Below are 15,671 nucleotides of genomic sequence, written 5' to 3' on the forward strand. Positions count from 1 at the left end.
CCGGAGCGTATGGCTCCGGGCTTTTTGTTGCTTTAGTTTACTTCGGGGCTAATTTCTATACCCATGTAGTAAGAGGTGCCGTCTTCTCCTCTGGAGTAGCAGCTCAGGAAATCATACAGTGTATAGACCTCGTCGGGCAGCATGGCGTGAATCTTGTCGATGACAAGCTGTTCGCGGATCAAAGTGATGCCCTGGATATTTTTATAATCGTAGCCAGTAAAATTGCCGTTTTGGTAGGTATAAGTAGTGGATTCATCGGCGGTAATACCATAACGGTCTCTCCATTCGGTAATGAGAGGAGTGACATTGTTCATATCCAATTCGCCGTTTTCGTCTACAAAATACTGGTCTTTCATACCAACGGACCACATCATGGGCATAATAAGAGATGCGTTTACATTTTCCGTTTCACTGGGAAGAAGAGGGGCCGAAGCCGCGGCACAGGCGGCAATCCATTCGGGGTGTATGAGTGCAATGGTAAAACTCATTATGCTACCCATCGACTGTCCACTGACATAGATGCGGCTTTCGTCGGTTGGATAATTTTCTAACAGGAAGGTGCGCATAGCCTCAAAGAAGGGTAGATCATCGGTACTCCAGGTGGTTCTAGCCGAGAAGGCGTCATTACCCCGAGAGCCGGTGGGGAAGACCGCGATAAAGTTTCGCTCTTCTGCCAGCTTATCCCAGCCGGAGCGGGCCGCAAACTCCTCGCCGGAGCCGCCGCCGCCATGGAACGCAAAGACCACAGGGACGCTGTCGTACCGGCCATTGGCTACATCGGTGGGAACATAGACGTAAAACTCCCGGGTGACACCCTCTACTTCCAGAGTGTGGTAATCCATACCTTTTTCCTCATTGGTGGCAAAGGGACGCAGGGCGTTGATATCACCGCTGTCCTGCCGGCGGGTGCGCTTCAGAAAATCGTTGTAGAGATAGCTGGTGAATTCGGGCGATTGGGTGTCATCCCGCCCGATGCTCACCAGCACCTTGGAGCAATTGTCATAGGTGATCTCGTTGGTGTTGGCCATATATTCGGGGAACTGATAGACCTGCTCGGCGTATTGATTGGAGAAAACCTCGTCTCCGCAGTTGTTAGCGCTTTTCCAGTAATCGATCAAAGCGCTGACGGATTCGGTTTCTTCCGACGCCCCGATCCACATAGGAACAGCAACCTCGCTTTTCATAACGCCGTCGGCATTGCTGGGTTCGTTCTTTGCGGCGTCCAGAAGCGCGGTGTCAAAATTGTCCACGCCAAAAGCAGCAAAACCGGCAAATTTTTCAGAGTTTTCCACGGCAAAGGCCATGACCGCATCGGCGGCATCCTCGTAACCCACCATGTAGAAGGCGGAATCCTGCATCTGGATGTACTCGCGGTCATCCATGTATCCGAAGGCGGCGGTGGTATAGTCGCTTTCGTCCTCAGTCCAACCGTCCTCTCCGCAGACCATAAGAATCAGATGCATGCCGTTTTCCTCAGCCACAGTCTTCCAGCCGGAATCCTCAATGAATTGGTCCGCAGCCTGAGCGGCAGGCACGCCGATAGCCACTGCCGGTTGACGGTAACCAACCGTATCGGGAATGTAGTGATAGAGCATCCGGCTGCCTCCATCCTCCAGTTCCAGCTCTACGGAATAAAGGCCGGAGAGTTCAGTGCCCAGAGGGTCGGCAGGATCCACATCCACGGTTTCGGTGACCACATCAGCCAGCAGGGTGGCCGAGACCTTTTCTGCCACGGCAGGTTGGGATGCGGCAGGTGATTCATTGGCAGGGGGCTGTTGGGTGCAGCCTGTGACGCCGACGGTAAGAGCAGCGGCCAGAACCAGTGAAGTGATCTGCAATTTGCTGGGCATAGAAGTCATCCTTTCTTTCTGCAAAGTATAATATACAGTTTCAATAATGTGGCAGTGAAGTTGCAGCTATTATATGGACGCTTTTACAAAACGTCAAACAGGAAAAAATAAATCTTCTGTAAATTAATTCACTAGCGTAGAAAAATATCGGGGGAAATAGCGGCAAAAGTTGGAGCGTATTAGTTTCATTTGTGAAAAATCCCGGTTGCAATTGAAAAACGATGGGTTTATAATGACAACAACCTGTTATCGTGAGGCGTTTTATGATGGATCGTCGAAACCTCACAACTGCATCCTACCTGTTCTCCTTTAGCTGGGCTCGATTTATGGGCACCGGCTTTTTTGGCATGGGGAAAATAGGCGGATGAAGGAAATGGGCTGAGCCTTTTCAGGGGCTCTATGGAACCAGTCAGTTTGGGGACGCTCATTGAGTTCATCAATGAGCGTCCTTTTTATTGCAAGGAGGAGGAAACTTATGGTAGTCGTTATGAGACCGGGCACCAGCAAACAGGATATTGACGCCCTGGTCAGTAAGCTGAAAGAGCAGAATCTGGAGGTCGGCATCACCAACGGTATCGGATGCACCATCCTGGGCCTGGTGGGCGATACCACCGCCGTGGACATGGACAAGATCTCTATTAACCCCCACGTGGAGCGGGTCATGCGGGTGCAGGAGCCCTATAAGAAGGCCAACCGTAAGTTCCACCCGGAGGATACGGTGGTGACCGTGGGGAACGCCAAGATCGGCGGCGGGAACTTCTCCGTCATCGCCGGACCCTGCTCGGTGGAGAGCGAGGAGCAGATCTGCGCCGTGGCCGCCGATGTGAAGGCCTCCGGCGCGGCCCTGCTCCGGGGCGGCGCCTTCAAGCCCCGTACCTCCCCCTACTCCTTCCAGGGCATGGGCACCGAAGGCCTGGACCTGCTGATGGAGGCCCGGGAAAAGACCGGCCTGCCCATCGTCACTGAGATCATGGATCCCCGCATGGCCGACCTGTTCGAGCGGGAGGTGGACGTGGTCCAGGTGGGTGCCCGGAACATGCAGAACTTCGAACTGCTCAAAGAAGTGGGTAAAATGAGCAAGCCCATCCTGCTCAAGCGGGGTCTGTCCAACACCTACGAGGAGTGGATCATGTCCGCCGAGTATATCATGGCTTCCGGCAACGAGAACGTGATCCTCTGTGAGCGGGGTGTGCGTACCTTTGAGAACTACACCCGCAACACTCTGGACGTATCCGCCATCCCCGCCATCAAGCGGATGAGCCATCTGCCCATTATTGTGGATCCCTCCCATGCCGCCGGCATGTACTGGATGGTAGAGCCTCTTGCCCTGGCTGCTGTGGCCGCCGGAGCGGACGGCCTGATCATTGAGGTCCACAACGACCCCGCCCACGCCAAGTGTGACGGTCAGCAGTCTCTGACCCCGGAGAAGTTCGACCACCTGATGGGCAAGGTGTCTGCTCTGGTTGACCTGGTGGGAAAAAACCTGGTAAGATAAGATGAAATGCCGTGTTGCGGAAAGGACGAAGCGCCCATGAAAACCCTCACCGTGTCCCTGCCGGGGCGAAGCTATGATATTCTGATTGAGCGGGGTCTGCTGGACCAGGCGGGAGAGCACTGCCGGGCGGTGCTGCCCCGGGCGGACAAGCTGTTTGTGGTGACTGACTCCACCGTGGGCCCATTGTACCTGAAGCGGATCATCCCCTCGCTGGAGGCTGCTGGATTTGAGACTGCCATCTGTGAGATTCCTGCCGGTGAGGCCTCCAAATGCGCCGTAGAGCTCACCCGTCTGTGGGAGTGTATGATGGACTTCGGTCTCACCCGTACCGACGCCGTGGTGGCCCTGGGCGGCGGCGTGGTGGGAGACCTGGCGGGCTTTGCCGCCGCTACCGTCCTCCGGGGTGTGGACTTTGTTCAGATCCCCACCACCCTCCTCTCCCAGGTGGACTCCTCCGTGGGAGGCAAGGTGGCCATCGACCTGGACCACGGCAAGAACCTGGCCGGAGCCTTCTGGCAGCCCAAACTGGTGCTCATGGACCCGGAGACGCTGGACACCCTGCCGGATGCTACCTTCGCCGATGGCATGGCGGAGGTCATCAAATACGGCTGTATTTTTGACAAGGCCTTTTTTGATTTTCTGGCTCAGCGGCCCTCCCGGGCTCAGCTGATGGCAGAAATGGAATACGTTTTGTATACTTGCTGCGATCTAAAACGAATCGTAGTGGAGCAGGACGAGCGGGACACGGGAAAACGGATGCTTTTGAACTTCGGCCACACGCTGGGCCACGCCTACGAGCTGGCGGGGCACTACGAGACCTGGACCCATGGTCAGGCGGTGGCCGCCGGTATGGTACGCGCCGCCGGATTGGGTGAGAAACTGGGTGTGACTCCCGCCGGAACGGCAGAGGCTATTGCTGAGACGCTGGCTCCCCTGGGACTGCCCACGGAGATCCCCTGTACCTTGGAGGAGTATACCGCTGCTATCGGACTGGACAAGAAGGGTGCCGGTGCGGATATCTCGGTGATCCTGCTGGAGGAGGTGGGCCGGGCTGTGCCCCATAAAATGCCCAAGGAAATGCTGCTGGAGGAACTGAAATGAATGTGACTGCCGGCATCATGCCCGCTCGGTTTGACCTTACTATTACGCCTGCTCTGCTTCGGGGGACGGTAACGCCGCCGCCATCCAAGTCCCAGTCCCACCGGATCCTGATCGCCGCCGCCCTGGGCACGGAGAAAAGCCGCATCGGAAACCTGGGCAGGTCTGAGGATATTGACGCTACCCGGCGGTGCATGGCCGCCCTGAAGACGCCGGGGAACGGCCTGCCCGAGCTGGACTGCGGGGAGAGCGGCTCCACGCTGCGCTTTCTCATTCCGGTGGCCCTGGCCCTTCGGGGCGGCGGCCGGTTCATCGGACACGGACGGCTGATGGAGCGGCCCCAGCAGCCCTATTTTGCCATCTTTCGGGAGAAGAGGATTGCCTGGGAACAGAAGGACGGCACCCTGACGGTGCGGGGACGGCTTACCCCCGGGGATTACACCCTGCCGGGAGATGTGTCCTCCCAGTTTGTCACTGGATTGCTGTACGCCCTGCCTCTGCTGGAGGGGGACAGCCGCATCCTGCTGACCACCCCGCTGGAATCCCGGGGATATATCGACATGACCCTGGACGCCTTGGAACAGTTCGGAGTGAAAGCGGAGTACGACGGGGACTGCGTCTTCCGGGTGCCTGGGAATCAGAAGTACCAGGCCCGGGATGTGGTCATTGAGGCGGACTGGTCCAACGCCGCCTTCTGGTACGCCGCTGTCAGTCTGGGCTGTGAGCTGGATATTCAGGGGCTCAATGCCTTTTCCGCCCAAGGGGACATGCGGATCGTACCCTATTATATGAAGCTGCAAGGTCCGGGTCCGGTGGACCTGGACGTGAGCCAGTGTCCCGACCTGGTGCCTCCTCTGGCCGCCATGGCGGCCCTGCGTGCAGGGGAGACCACCCGCATTGTCAACGCCGCCCGGCTGCGCATCAAGGAGAGCGACCGGCTGGCCGCGGTGACGGAGGTACTCAATGCTATGGGTGCCCAGGTAGAGGAGTTTGAGGACCACCTGGTGATCTGCGGTAAGGAGCGGCTGGCGGGAGGAGTTACTGTCTCCGGCCATAACGACCACCGTATCGCCATGATGGCGGCAATTGCCGCCATCCGGTGTGAAGGCCCGGTGACCATTACCGGCGCTGAGTGCGTGAAAAAGTCCTACCCGGGCTTCTGGGAGGATTACCGCAGTTTGGGAGGAAAATTGACATGCGACACATGATATTCGGCGAATCCCACGGCCCTGCCATCGGCGTGGTGCTGGAGGGAGTGCCCGCCGGGCTGGAGCTGGATCTGGAGCAGATCCAGTGGGAGCTGGACCGGCGGCGGCCGGGGAAAGACCCCACCGCCACCGCCCGGAAAGAGGCTGACAAGGTGGAGGTGCTCTCCGGCCTCTTTGAAGGCAAGACCACCGGTGCGCCCCTGACCATGGTGATCTATAATACCAACCAGCACTCCAAGGACTACGAGTCCATCCGATACACCCCTCGGCCCAGCCACGGGGACTATGCCGGGTTTATCAAGAGCCGGGGCGCCCAGGATTACCGGGGCGGCGGCCACTTCTCCGGCCGACTCACCGCGCCGCTGACAGCGGCGGGGGCGGTGGCGAAACAGGTGCTGGCCCGGAAGGGCGTGTGGGTGGGCGCCCACATCAGCTCCATTTACGGCATCTGCGATGCTCCCCTGGGGGAGCTGGACGAGATGAAGGATGTGGCCAACAAGCCCTTCCCGGTGCTGAACGACGCCAAGGGGGAGGAGATGCGCCAGGCCATTCTGGAGGCCAAGGAGCAGCAGGACAGCGTGGGCGGTGCCATTGAGTGCGCTGTCTGGGGCCTGCCCGCCGGATTGGGTGCCCCCGACTTCGGCTGCAATGTGGAGGGCATTTTTGCCCAGTACCTGTTTGCCGTGCCCGCCGTCAAGGGCGTGGACTTCGGCGCCGGTGCCGCTTTCTCCCTCATGCGGGGCAGCGAGGCCAACGACCCCTTCGCTGTGGAGAACGGCAAGGTGGTTACCACCACCAACCACGCCGGGGGTGTCAACGGCGGCATCACCAACGGCATGCCGGTGGTGTTTGAGACCACCATCCGGCCCACACCCTCCATCTCCCTGCCCCAGCAGAGCGTGGATCTGCGCACCGGGGAGGAGACTGAAATCGAGATCCACGGCCGCCACGACCCCTGCATCGTCCCCCGGGCGGTGCCGGTGATCGAGGCTGCGGCTGCCCTGGCTGCCTGCGCGGTGCTGGGCATTTAAAGGAGCGAATGAACATGACCGAACTGGAAGGATACCGGCAGGAGATCGACCGCATCGATGGGGAACTGGTCAAGCTGTTCCTGGAGCGGATGGCGGTCACCGGCAAGGTGGGGGAATACAAGCAGCGAGCGGGTATCCCGGTGCTGGACGCCGGCCGGGAGAAGCAAGTCATTGCTGCCAAGACCGCCCTTACCGACGATCCCGCCCGGAAGGCGGACATTGCTGCCCTGTACGAGTCCATTATGGCCATCTCCCGCCGGCAGCAGCGCCATCTGGTGCATGAGGGAACGGAAGATCCGGGCTACGCCGCCTACCTGGCTGATTTGGCTCGTGCTCGCCAGCCGGTAGAGCATCCCCGGGTGGTGTACCAGGGGGAGCCGGGCTGTTACAGTGAGGAGGCCGCAGCCGGCTTCTTTGGGGATGACGTGGACAGCCGGGGCCTTGCCTGGTTTACCGACGTCTTTGCAGCCCTGGAGCGCGGCGAGGCTGACTACGCCGTGGTTCCGGTGGAGAACTCCTCTACCGGGTCTATCCGGCAGGTATACGACCTGATGGCCCAGTACCGCTATTCCATTGTGGGAGAGTGGCAGGTGAAGGTGGAGCACTGCCTCATGGCTCTGCCGAGTGTGGAACTCTCTGATATTAAGACCGTCTACTCCCATGAACAGGGACTGATGCAGAGCGAGAAGTATCTGGATGCCCACCGGGACTGGAAACGGGTGCCCACCCTGGACACCGCCGGTTCGGCCAAGCTGGTGGCTGAGACCGGGGACCGCACTGCCGCCGCCATCTGTTCCCGCCGGGCGGCCAAGCTCTACGGCCTGAATATTCTGGTGGAGGGGGTCAACTACAACAGCATGAACCACACCCGGTTTGCCGTGGTGTCTCCCGTGCCCGAACTGCGGCCTGACCGGAACAAGATCAGCGCCATGTTCCGCCTACCCCACCAGAGCGGCTCTCTCCATGAGATTCTGACCATCTTCGCCGTTCAGGGCCTCAACCTGCTGAAGATCGAGTCCCGACCCATTCCCGGCCGGGGCTGGGAGTATCTGTTCTTCCTGGACTTCACCGGCGATTTGGCCGCCGAAGGCATGGACGGCGTGCTCCATGAGCTGAGCCAACTGGCGGCGGAGATCCGTATTCTGGGCAACTACAAGGGGTACGAGGGATGAAGGACAATGTGGTGCTCATCGGCATGATGGGCTGCGGCAAGACCACGGTGGGGGAGCTGCTGGCCAAGCGCCTGGGATTTAGCTTCGTAGACACCGACCAGTACATCGAGGCGGCCGTGGGCCGTACCATCCCCGATATCTTTGCCAAGGAGGGGGAGGCCGTTTTCCGGGACTGGGAGCTGGGCGCTGCGGAAGAGCTGGCCCTGAGGAAAAAGCAGGTCATCGCCTGCGGCGGAGGCCTGCCCACCCGGTGTGATTCTATTGCCAGTTTAAAATACAGCGGCACGGTGATCTTCCTCCGGCGGGATCCGGGGGAGATCTACGACAACGTCTCCATGGGGGGACGGCCCCTGGGCCAGCAGGGAAGGGAAGCCTTCCTGGAGCGGTACGCTGCCCGGGAGCCTATCTATCTGGAGTGGGCCGACCATGTGGTGGACGTACAGCCCACCCCGGTGGAGACGGTACAGCGGATTTTGGAGGTGCTGAACAAATGAAGTTCCTGGTCATCAACGGACCTAACCTGAACCTGCTGGGCCAGCGGGAGCCCGGCATTTATGGGGAGAATACCTACGAGAGCCTGTGCAAGCGACTGAAGGACTTTGCCGCCGCCCATGACTCCACTGCCGAGTGCTTCCAGTCCAACCACGAGGGCGCTATCATTGACGCTATCCACGCCGCCCAGGGGAAATTTGACGCCATTATCATGAATCCCGGTGCCTACACCCACTACTCCTACGCCATTTTGGACGCCCTGAAGGCGGTGGATGTGCCCTGCATCGAGGTCCATATTTCCAATGTCCATCAGCGGGAAGAGTTCCGGCACAAGAGCGTCACCGCTCCCGCCTGTGTGGGCCAGATCTGCGGGCTTGGTTTCTATGGCTATGAAGCGGCCATCCGTTACTTCCTGGAGATGGCGGGCCGATAAAGGAGATTTTATGAGACATCCTTCCGTTCCTCTGCCCCGCATCGGTATGCGGGTAATCAAGACCGCTGTAGCGGTGATGGTGTCTTATGCCCTGTTTCTGCCCTTTGGGCTTACCTACCGGGAGGAACTGGGAGGTGTGCTGGGGCAGATGGGGCCTCTGTACGCCTGCATCGCCTGCATCATCTGCACCCAGAGCACCCTGGGCCAGACTTTCCGACAGGGGATCTCCCGACTCATCGGCGTGATCGTGGGAGGCGCTTTGGGCACGGCCACCCTGCTGCTGGGCCCCGCTCTGGAGAATCTCTGGGTCAAGACGCTGGTGCTGGGGGCGGTGTGCGTGGCAGGTGTGTGGATCTGCCTGCTCATTAAACGGCCCACCGCCTGCGGCATGGCCTGCATCCTGCCCTGCGTCATTCTCATCACCGGCGTCACCGGCGTGACTCGGTACTACTATGCCGCTGCCCGAATGATCGAGACTATTGTGGGTCTGCTGGTGGCCCTGGCGGTGAACGCGGCCCTGCCCGACCACCGGCCGGAAGGGCAGAGGGGAGAGTGTGATATGAAAGTGGAAGTGGACAACACCACAAAGAAGCTGTGTGTCATCGGTGACCCGGTGGAACATTCCAAGTCCCCTTTGATCCAGAATACCATGATTCGGGAGCTTGGGCTGGACTATGTCTATCTCTGCCAGCCGGTGCCCCGGGGGAAGTGCAGGGAGTGGCTGGACTGCGCCAAATTTGCCGATTATGCCGGATTCAACGCCACCATGCCCCACAAGGAGGAGCTGGTACCTCTGATGGATGAACTGGATGCCGACGCCGCGCTGATCGGGGCGGTGAATACCGTGTGCATCCGGGACGGGAAGGCCTGCGGCTACAACACCGACGGAGAGGGCTTCCTCCGCTCTCTGGCCGACGAGGGAATCGACCCGGCGGGGAAGCATGTTCTGGTGCTGGGAGCTGGCGGAGCCGCCAAGGCGGTGTGCCTGAAGCTGGCCCAGGCCGGAGCTGATGTGACGGTGTGCAACCGCACCATTGACAAGGCGCAGGCCATCTGCGCCCACGATCCGGCTCATCTCCACCCGGCGGGCTTCGATACAGCTACCTTATATAAAGAAGCACAGAGCTGCGACGTACTGGTGAACTGCACCTCTCTGGGTATGGCGGGGACAAAGGGGCAGTTTGAGGACTTCGACTTCCTGGACGGCCTGAAGCCCGGGGTTCCGGTGGTGGACCTGATCTATGCTCCCGCCGAGACCGAGCTGCTTCGCCAGGCTCGGCAGAGAGGGCACAAGACCGTCAACGGTTTTGGCCTGCTGGTCAATCAGGCTGTGCTGGCTCTGGAGCACTTTACCGGCACTGAAATCGACGCTGCCCGGATGAAAAAAGTGCTCTCCGGACTGCTATAAAGAAAGCCGGAAAAAATTCAAAAACCCCCTTGACTTTGGGAGAAAGTTGTACTATTATTATTGAGCGCCTGTTTAGGGCGCATTGTGCGATGATGCGGGAGATTGCTCAGCAATGAGGTAACTTCCGCGGAGTATGTCCGAGCTAGAATCGGGCGGCTGAGGGATCCGTGCACGGCGTATATCGCCGCGCATGGAAAAAACCGGCCTGCTTGTGCCGGTTTTCTTCATGTCACGGAGTGATACGCACGGAAACGTGTACTGAAATCCCTCACCGTACGAAGCGAGGAAAACACCGCGCTGGAGCCCCGTGGACCCGGCGAAAGCGCACACCACTTCGTATGTTTTAAGGAGGAACAAACACCATGGCAGCTCAGAAAGAAATGATCCGCATTCGTCTGAAGGCCTACGATCATCAGCTCATTGACCAGAGCGCTGAGAAGATCGTTGAGACCGCTAAGCGCACCGGCGCTTCCGTGTCCGGCCCCATCCCCCTGCCCACCAAGAAGGAAGTCGTCACCATCCTGCGGGCCGTCCACAAGTACAAGGACAGCCGTGAGCAGTTCGAGCGCCGCACTCACAAGCGCCTGATCGACATCCTGAAGCCCTCTCCCAAGACCGTCGAGGCCCTGATGAGCCTGGAGCTCCCCGCCGGTGTGGAGATCGAGATCAAGCTGTAAGAGACAGCGACATTCATTCCTTTGTTAGTACCGCAGTCCGCCGCGTTTTGAGGCGGACGGGTCAAGTTGGCCGAGCAATACCAGCCAATGGGTAACTCGCCCAACCAATAACCTTAATAAGGAGGAAGAAACATGGAAAAGGCCATTATCGGCAAGAAGGTCGGCATGACGCAGATCTTTGACGCCGACGGCAAGGTCATCCCGGTTACCGTCATCGAGGCGGGCCCCTGCACCGTGGTGCAGAAGAAGACCGAGGAGAAGGACGGCTACAACGCCGTGCAGCTGGGCTACGAGGACGTAGCCGAGAAGAAGCTCACCAAGCCTGAGCTGGGTCACCTGAAGAAGGCTGGCGAGGCTCGCAAGCGCACCCTGAAGGAGTTCAAGCTGGCCAACTGCGACGCCCTGAACGTGGGCGACGAGGTGAAGGTCGACGTGTTTGCCGAGGGCGACCGCGTGGACGTGACCGGCATCAGCAAGGGCCACGGCTACCAGGGCGTTATCAAGCGTCACGGCGCCGCCCGCCTGAAGGAATCTCACGGTACCGGCCCTGTGCATCGTCACGCTGGTTCCATGGGCTCCAGCACCGATCCCTCCCGCATCTTCAAGGGTAAGATCGGCGCCGGCCAGATGGGTAACGAGCAGGTCACCGTCCTGAACCTGGACGTGATCAAGGTCGACACCGAGCTGGGCATCATCGCTGTCCGGGGCGCCATTCCCGGCCCCAAGGGCGGCATCGTGTATCTGCGCAACTCCGTCATCAACGTCAAGGAGAAGGGCGCCGCTGCCGGCATCTCCAGCAACCCGCAGAAGGCTTCCGCCCGCGTCAATCCCCAGAAGGCTTCCGCCCGTAACAAGTAAGAAAGGAGAGAACTCAAATGCCTAAGGCAATTCTTGTGAATATGGCCGGCGCTCAGGTCGGCGAAGTGGAGCTCTCCGAAGCTGTGTTCGGGATCGAGCCCAACCAGACCGTTGTGCACGAGGTGGTCAAGAATCACCTGGCCAACTGCCGTCAGGGCACCCAGAGCGCTCTGACCCGCGCCGAGGTTTCCGGCGGCGGCATCAAGCCCTGGCGCCAGAAGGGCACCGGCCGTGCCCGTCAGGGTTCCACCCGCGCTCCCCAGTGGACTCACGGTGGTATCGTTTTTGCTCCCAAGCCCCGCGATTACAGCTACGTGCTGAACAAGAAGGTCAAGCGTCTGGCCCTCAAGTCCGCCCTCTCCGCCAAGGCCGCCTCCGGCGACATCGTGGTGGTGGACGGCCTGAACCTGGACGAGGTCAAGACCAAGACCATGCAGGGCTTCCTGAACACTGTGGGCGCCAAGAAGGCCGTCATCGTCACCCCAGAGGTGAACGAGACCGTCATCAAGTCCGCCCGCAACATCCCCGGCGTGGTGACCACCACCGCCAAGATCCTCAGCGTTTACGACATTGTGAACGCCGGCAAGTTCATCGTTGACAAGGCGGCCCTGGCCGTCATCGAGGAGGTGTTCGCATAATGGCTACCACCGCTTACGACATCATCAAGCGCCCCATCATCACCGAGCAGTCCATGGCTGAGACCGAGGCCAAGAAGTACACCTTCGAGGTGGCCAAGGACGCCAACAAGATCGAGATCGCCAAGGCGGTCGAGGAGATCTTCGGCGTGAAGGTGGCTAAGGTGAACACCCTGAACATGCAGGGTAAGGCCAAGCGCACCGGCCGCTTCCCCGCCGGCCGCCGGGCCAACTGGAAGAAGGCCATGGTCACCCTGACCGAGGACTCCAAGACCATCGAGTTCTTCGAGGGCATGGTGTAAGGAGGAGAATGAGAAATGGCGATCAAAACTTATAAGCCCACGACGCCCTCCCGCCGCCACATGACCGTGAGCGCCTTCGAGGGCATCGACAAGAAGGCTAAGCCCGAGCGCAGCCTGACTGAGAACCTGAAGAAGAACGCCGGCCGCAACAGCTACGGCCGCATCACCGTCCGCCACCGCGGCGGCGGCAACAAGAAGAAGTACCGCATCATCGACTTCAAGCGGGACAAAGAGGGAACTGCTACCGTTATCAACCTGCAGTACGATCCCAACCGCTCCGCCAACATCGCCCTGATCCAGTATGAGGACGGCGAGAAGCGTTATATCCTGGCTCCCGTGAACCTGAAGGCCGGCCACATCATCATGACCGGTCCCGACGCCGACATCCTGCCCGGCAACTGCCTGCCCATCGCCAACATCCCCGTGGGCGAAATGATCCACTGCATCGAGCTGTACCCCGGCAAGGGCGCTCAGCTGGTGCGTGCCGCCGGCGAGGCTGCTCAGCTGATGGCTAAGGAGAACGGCATGGCTCAGGTCCGTCTGCCCTCCGGCGAGGTTCGCTACGTCCGCGAGGAGTGCAAGGCCACCATCGGTCAGGTTGGCAACACCGACTGGTCCAACATCCAGATCGGTAAGGCCGGCCGTAAGCGCCACATGGGTTGGCGGCCCACCGTCCGCGGCTCCGTCATGAACCCCAATGACCACCCCCACGGCGGCGGCGAGGGCAAGAGCCCTGTCGGTCGTCCCGGCCCTGTTACTCCTTGGGGCAAGCCTGCTATGGGTTACAAGACCCGCAAGCTGAAGAACCGCACCGAGAAGTTCATCGTCAAGCACCGCAACGCGAAGTAAGGGAGGCAGTAAAAGATGAGCAGAAGTATCAAGAAAGGCCCCTTTTGCGCTCCCGAGCTGCTGAAGCGGGTCGACGAAATGAATCAGACCGGCGAGAAGAAGGTTCTGAAGACCTGGAGCCGCGCCTCCACCATCTTCCCCTCCTTCGTCGGACACACCTTTGCCGTGCACGACGGCCGCAAGCACGTTCCCGTCTATGTGACTGAGGATATGGTTGGCCACAAGCTGGGCGAGTTCGCCCCCACCCGTACCTTCCGCGGCCACGCCGGCGCCAAGTCTGGTAAGTAAGGAGGAGAGAGAACATGGAAGCAAAAGCACATCTGAGATATGCCCGTATCTCTCCCCGTAAGGTCCAGGTCGTGTGCGACCTGATCCGCGGCAAGAGCGTGGCCCAGGCCAACGCCATCCTGATGGCGACTCCCAAGGCTGCCTCCGAGCTGCTGCTGAAGCTCCTCAAGAGCGCCGCGTCCAACGCGGAGAACAACCACCAGATGGACCCCGAGAAGCTGTACGTTTCCCAGGTGTTCGCCTGCCCTGGCCCCATCATCAAGCGGATGCGTCCCCGGGCTCAGGGCCGCGCCTATCGGATCAACAAGCGCACTTCTCACATCACCATCGCGGTGGCTGAGCGCTAAGGGAGGAGGAAGAATATGGGACAGAAAGTGAATCCCCACGGCCTGCGCGTGGGCGTCATTAAGGACTGGGACTCCCGCTGGTATGCCCGCAACGAGAAGGTGGGCGACCTGCTGGTGGAGGACAAGAAGATCCGGGACTACCTGAAGAAGACCCTGTATTCCGCCGGTATCCCCAAGATTGAGATCGAGCGTGACAACGCCAAGGTGCGCATCTACCTGCACTGCGCCCGTCCCGGCGTGGTCATCGGCAAGGGCGGCGAGGCTATCGAGGCCCTGCGCCTGAAGCTGGAGAAGATGCTGGGCAAGGCTGTTGCCCTGAACATCGTCGAGGTCAAGAGCCCCGACATGGACGCCCAGCTGGTGGCTGAGAACATCGCCCAGCAGCTGGAGAAGCGCATCGGCTTCCGCCGCGCTATGAAGAACGCCATGGGCCGCGCCATGCGGATGGGCGCCCGGGGCATCAAGACTCAGGTGTCCGGCCGTCTGGGCGGCGCCGAGATCGCCCGCACCGAGCACTATCACGACGGCACCATTCCCCTGCAGACCCTGCGCGCCGATATCGACTACGGCTTCGCTGAGGCTGCCACCACCTACGGCCGCATCGGCGTGAAGGTGTGGATCTACAAGGGCGAGGTGCTGACTCAGACCCTGCGCACCACCCCCCGCACCCTGGACACCAAGAACTTCAAGGAGCGCTCCGACCGTCCCCGCCGCGACCGTCGCGACGGCGACCGTAAGGGCGGCTTCAACCGCAACGGCGGCGGCTTCAACCGCGGCGCCGGCCGTCCCCAGGGCGGCTACAACAACAACCGTCCCCAGGGCGGCTTCAACCGGCCCCAGGGCGGCGCCCGTCCTGCTGCTCCCAAGGAAGGAGGATCCAACTAATGCTGCTGCCTAAGAGAGTGAAATATCGCCGCGTGCACCGTGGCCGCCTGAAGGGCAAGGCCATGCGCGGCAACACCGTGACTTACGGTGATTTTGGCCTGCAGGCCACCGAGCCCAGCTGGATCACCAGCAACCAGATCGAGGCCGCTCGTATCGCCATGACTCGTTACACCAAGCGTGGCGGTAAGGTGTGGATCAAGATCTTCCCCGATAAGCCCATCACCGAGAAGCCCGCTGAGACCCGCATGGGTTCCGGTAAGGGTTCTCCCGAGTACTGGGTGGCCGTGGTTAAGCCCGGCCGTGTGATGTTCGAGATCGCCGGCGTCTCCGAGGAGATCGCCCGCGAGGCCCTGCGTCTCGCTTCCCACAAGCTGCCTGTCAAGTGCAAGATTGTGGCGAAGGAGACCGCCGAGACCGAGAATGGTGGTGAATGAAGATGAAGGCTACTGAAATCCGTAAGATGAGCGCCGCCGAGCTGGAGAACAAGCTGGGCGACCTGAAGAAGGATCTCTTCCAGCTGCGTCTTCAGCACGCCACCAATCAGCTGGAGAATCCGGTGAAGATCGCTGAGGTCAAGCGGGACATCGCCCGCGTGAAGACCATCATCCGTGAGCAGCAGCTCGCAGGCCGATAAGAAGGAGGA

General features: G+C 60.3%; 19 protein-coding genes. 18 read left to right on the plus strand and 1 reads right to left on the minus strand.

Features of this window, described 5'->3' with window-relative positions; all coding sequences use genetic code 11:
- Nucleotides 1-32 precede the first annotated feature (32 nt).
- Entirely contained in the window at nt 33-1,850 is a 1,818-nt protein-coding gene (locus tag ACTNB1_RS03625; RefSeq protein ID WP_441167916.1) for an alpha/beta hydrolase family esterase, read from the minus strand.
- Nucleotides 1,851-2,325: 475 nt separating this feature from the next.
- Between ACTNB1_RS03625 and aroF the strand changes: the two genes are divergently transcribed.
- The 18 genes from aroF (at nt 2,326) to rpmC (ending at nt 15,662) form a co-directional block, all read left to right on the plus strand.
- Complete coding sequence (aroF, locus tag ACTNB1_RS03630) at nt 2,326-3,345, plus strand: 3-deoxy-7-phosphoheptulonate synthase (protein ID WP_441167917.1); 1,020 nt, start codon at nt 2,326-2,328, stop codon at nt 3,343-3,345.
- Nucleotides 3,346-3,381: 36 nt separating this feature from the next.
- Complete coding sequence (gene aroB / locus ACTNB1_RS03635) at nt 3,382-4,446, plus strand: 3-dehydroquinate synthase (RefSeq protein WP_441167918.1); 1,065 nt, start codon at nt 3,382-3,384, stop codon at nt 4,444-4,446.
- Complete coding sequence (locus tag ACTNB1_RS03640; RefSeq protein ID WP_441167919.1) at nt 4,443-5,651, plus strand: 3-phosphoshikimate 1-carboxyvinyltransferase; 1,209 nt, start codon at nt 4,443-4,445, stop codon at nt 5,649-5,651. Before aroB ends, ACTNB1_RS03640 begins: the two co-directional genes overlap by 4 nt.
- Entirely contained in the window at nt 5,648-6,682 is a 1,035-nt protein-coding gene (gene aroC / locus ACTNB1_RS03645; RefSeq protein ID WP_441167967.1) for a chorismate synthase, read from the plus strand. Before ACTNB1_RS03640 ends, aroC begins: the two co-directional genes overlap by 4 nt.
- 14 nt (nt 6,683-6,696) lie before the next feature.
- Nucleotides 6,697-7,854 (plus strand): prephenate dehydratase, encoded by a 1,158-nt coding sequence (gene pheA, locus ACTNB1_RS03650; protein WP_441167920.1) that lies wholly within the window; start codon nt 6,697-6,699, stop codon nt 7,852-7,854.
- Nucleotides 7,851-8,348, plus strand: a complete 498-nt coding sequence (locus tag ACTNB1_RS03655; RefSeq protein ID WP_441167921.1) for a shikimate kinase — start codon at nt 7,851-7,853, stop codon at nt 8,346-8,348. The genes pheA and ACTNB1_RS03655 overlap by 4 nt, the downstream gene beginning before the upstream one ends.
- Nucleotides 8,345-8,779, plus strand: a complete 435-nt coding sequence (gene aroQ, locus ACTNB1_RS03660; RefSeq protein ID WP_441167922.1) for a type II 3-dehydroquinate dehydratase — start codon at nt 8,345-8,347, stop codon at nt 8,777-8,779. Before ACTNB1_RS03655 ends, aroQ begins: the two co-directional genes overlap by 4 nt.
- Before the next feature lie 10 nt (nt 8,780-8,789).
- The gene (aroE, locus tag ACTNB1_RS03665; protein WP_441167923.1) at nt 8,790-10,187 is read left to right on the plus strand and encodes a shikimate dehydrogenase; all 1,398 of its coding nucleotides are present in this window, start codon (nt 8,790-8,792) and stop codon (nt 10,185-10,187) included.
- Between the two features lie 362 nt (nt 10,188-10,549).
- Nucleotides 10,550-10,864, plus strand: a complete 315-nt coding sequence (gene rpsJ / locus ACTNB1_RS03670) for a 30S ribosomal protein S10 (RefSeq protein WP_006573401.1) — start codon at nt 10,550-10,552, stop codon at nt 10,862-10,864.
- A gap of 132 nt (nt 10,865-10,996) precedes the next feature.
- On the plus strand, nt 10,997-11,722 hold the full coding sequence (gene rplC / locus ACTNB1_RS03675) for a 50S ribosomal protein L3 (protein WP_441167924.1): 726 nt from the start codon (nt 10,997-10,999) through the stop codon (nt 11,720-11,722).
- Between the two features lie 17 nt (nt 11,723-11,739).
- Nucleotides 11,740-12,360 carry a 50S ribosomal protein L4 gene (gene rplD / locus ACTNB1_RS03680; protein ID WP_441167925.1) on the plus strand — a complete coding sequence of 207 codons (621 nt, stop codon included), beginning with the start codon at nt 11,740-11,742 and terminating at the stop codon, nt 12,358-12,360.
- Nucleotides 12,360-12,659 (plus strand): 50S ribosomal protein L23, encoded by a 300-nt coding sequence (rplW, locus tag ACTNB1_RS03685; RefSeq protein ID WP_087240965.1) that lies wholly within the window; start codon nt 12,360-12,362, stop codon nt 12,657-12,659. Before rplD ends, rplW begins: the two co-directional genes overlap by 1 nt.
- 15 nt (nt 12,660-12,674) lie before the next feature.
- Nucleotides 12,675-13,508 (plus strand): 50S ribosomal protein L2, encoded by an 834-nt coding sequence (gene rplB, locus ACTNB1_RS03690; protein ID WP_441167926.1) that lies wholly within the window; start codon nt 12,675-12,677, stop codon nt 13,506-13,508.
- A gap of 15 nt (nt 13,509-13,523) precedes the next feature.
- The gene (rpsS, locus tag ACTNB1_RS03695) at nt 13,524-13,796 is read left to right on the plus strand and encodes a 30S ribosomal protein S19 (RefSeq protein WP_087187785.1); all 273 of its coding nucleotides are present in this window, start codon (nt 13,524-13,526) and stop codon (nt 13,794-13,796) included.
- 14 nt (nt 13,797-13,810) lie between these two features.
- Nucleotides 13,811-14,143: a 50S ribosomal protein L22 gene (gene rplV / locus ACTNB1_RS03700; RefSeq protein WP_297213344.1), complete on the plus strand. Its 333-nt coding sequence runs from the start codon at nt 13,811-13,813 to the stop codon at nt 14,141-14,143.
- Nucleotides 14,144-14,158: 15 nt separating this feature from the next.
- The gene (gene rpsC, locus ACTNB1_RS03705) at nt 14,159-15,028 is read left to right on the plus strand and encodes a 30S ribosomal protein S3 (protein WP_441167927.1); all 870 of its coding nucleotides are present in this window, start codon (nt 14,159-14,161) and stop codon (nt 15,026-15,028) included.
- On the plus strand, nt 15,028-15,462 hold the full coding sequence (gene rplP / locus ACTNB1_RS03710) for a 50S ribosomal protein L16 (protein ID WP_087343098.1): 435 nt from the start codon (nt 15,028-15,030) through the stop codon (nt 15,460-15,462). The genes rpsC and rplP overlap by 1 nt, the downstream gene beginning before the upstream one ends.
- A complete protein-coding gene (gene rpmC, locus ACTNB1_RS03715; RefSeq protein ID WP_130869688.1) occupies nt 15,459-15,662 on the plus strand; it encodes a 50S ribosomal protein L29 in 204 nt (67 codons plus the stop codon). Before rplP ends, rpmC begins: the two co-directional genes overlap by 4 nt.
- Nucleotides 15,663-15,671 lie beyond the last annotated feature (9 nt).

The organism is Flavonifractor sp. HCP28S3_F3 (assembly GCF_052065355.1).
In the GTDB taxonomy this organism is placed as follows: Bacteria; Bacillota; Clostridia; order Oscillospirales; family Oscillospiraceae; genus Flavonifractor.